Origin of the sequence: Deinococcus detaillensis, from assembly GCF_007280555.1 — a bacterium.
Taxonomy (GTDB): Bacteria; Deinococcota; Deinococci; order Deinococcales; family Deinococcaceae; genus Deinococcus; species Deinococcus detaillensis.
Genome location: NZ_VKDB01000087.1, coordinates 1 through 1,163 on the forward strand (window position 1 = coordinate 1; position 1,163 = coordinate 1,163).

The window sequence follows — 1,163 nt, forward strand, 5'->3', positions numbered from 1 at the left end:
TTGAGTGTGCCCGGGAGTGCTCCGGTGAGCGCCGCGCTCACCGTGAGTGTGCCGGCGGCCACCCTGACTTCAACGACGGACGCGCTGAGCGTGACCGCCGTGGTCAGCGGCTTGCAGGAGAGCCTGACTTACCGGCTTACCTGGGGTGACGGTTCGAATACCGATCTCACTGGCAAAGTCACCGACACCCTGACACACACTTACGCCAAACCCGGTGTCTACGTCCTCGAACTCAGCACGCCGGGTGCTCCCAGCGTCACCGCTACCGTGACGTTAACCCTCCCAGGGGTCACGCTGAGCGTGACCCCTGCCCGGGGCTCCACCGACACCACCTTCAGCGCTGTGCTCGGTCAGCTGGTGCCGACCCTCACCTACACCCTCGACTGGGGCGACGGGGTCAATGAACCGGTCACCGGTGTAAGAACCTTTACCCGCACCCACCAGTACGCCAAGCCCGGCACCTTCAGTATCTTGGTCAAGTACGCCGACGCCCCCCCCGTTCAGCAGACTGTGACCGTGAACGTGCCGACCCCAGTGCTAAGCGCCACCAATCTCAACCTGAACGCAACTCTGCGGCTGAGCCGGCTCAGCCCAGCGGCTACCTACCGCGTTCAGTGGGGCGACGGCCAGGAACAGCCGCTCGTCGCCCAGACCTCCGACGCCGTGGTGTTGCATACCTACAGCGCCCCCGGCACCTACACCATTACCGTGACTCCCGCGCTTGGAGATCCGAGCAGCGTCACCCTCAACGTCAAGTACGTCAGCGTGGACGCGCCAGTCCTGACCCTCACTCCCATCACCGCCAGCGTCTACGACGTGATCAAGGCCGACTTCAGCGCTCTGATTCCTGCCCTGAGCTACACCCTGGACTGGGGCGACGGGCAGCGCGAGGTCATCACCGGCCTGACGGTCGGCACCCGTGTTCATACTTACACTGTTGCAGGCAGCTATACCGTCAGCTTGAAAGCGCCGGAATCACCGGCGGCCATCAAGACCGTAACCGTCACGCAGCCGCTGGCCACCCTGACCGCGACGAGTACCGCTTTGCAGGGGCAGGCCACCCTCACCGGGCTGGTCAAGGCCCTGACCTACCAGCTCGACTGGGGCGACGGCACGCCAGCCGTGGATATCACGGGTGTGGAGACGCAGACCCTGAGTCACAA

1 protein-coding gene is annotated in these 1,163 nt (G+C 64.6%); it reads left to right on the forward strand.

Features of this window, described 5'->3' with window-relative positions; all coding sequences use genetic code 11:
- Window positions 1–24: 24 nt before the first annotated feature.
- Window positions 25–1,163, forward strand: a 1,139-nt coding sequence (locus FNU79_RS18960; RefSeq protein WP_185974833.1) for a PKD domain-containing protein, incomplete at its 3' end; no start/stop codon positions are given.